This window comes from Streptomyces sp. NRRL S-1022, from assembly GCF_000720135.1.
Taxonomy (GTDB): domain Bacteria; phylum Actinomycetota; class Actinomycetes; order Streptomycetales; family Streptomycetaceae; genus Streptomyces.
This window is the reverse complement of the sequence record NZ_JOIU01000102.1, coordinates 1-700: the sequence shown is the minus strand read 5'-3', so window position 1 is coordinate 700 and position 700 is coordinate 1. Positions and strand designations below refer to the sequence as shown.

Sequence of the window (700 nt, the reverse complement as noted above, 5' to 3'; positions counted from 1 at the left end):
ACGCGGCACCACGACCAGCGTCCCGCCATGCGCGAGAGCACCCCACATCTCGAACACCGACACGTCGAAGGCGTACGAGTGGAACATCGACCACACATCGGAACCGTCGAACGCGTAGTGCTCCTGAGCCGTCTCCAACAACCGCACCACATTCGCGTGACTGAGGACGACACCCTTGGGGCGGCCCGTCGAACCCGAGGTGTAGATGACGTAGACCGCGTTGTCCGGACCCGACACCCCGGGCAGGGCATCGACCCGCTCGGACTCCAGCTCGTCCAGGACCACCGACTCGCCCTCGAAGCCGTCGAGCACCGGCAGCAGACCCGACTCGGTCACCACCACCCGCGCCCCCGCGTCCGCGAGCATGAACGACAACCGCTCGGCAGGATTCACCGGATCAAGCGGCAGATACGCCGCACCCGACTTCAGCACACCGATCAGCGCCGGCACCAGCTCAGGACCCCGCTCCAGGCACACCCCGACCAGCGACTCCGCACCCACACCCAGCGACCGCAGGTGCCACGCCAGCCGGTTCGCCCGCTCGTCCACCTCCCGGTACGACAGCGACACCCCGCCCGCGACCACCGCCACCGCGTCCGGAGTCCGCGCCGCCTGCTCCTCGAACAGCGCGTGCAGCGTCCCCGACACCGGCACCACCGGCCCCTGCGTACCGGCGGAAGCCAGGATCAACTCCCGCTCC

At 69.4% G+C, this 700-nt stretch carries 1 protein-coding gene; it reads right to left on the bottom strand.

Features of this window, described 5'->3' with window-relative positions; translation table 11 throughout:
* On the bottom strand, positions 1-700 hold a 700-nt coding region (locus IG05_RS0141000; RefSeq protein ID WP_030349180.1), incomplete at both ends, for an AMP-binding protein.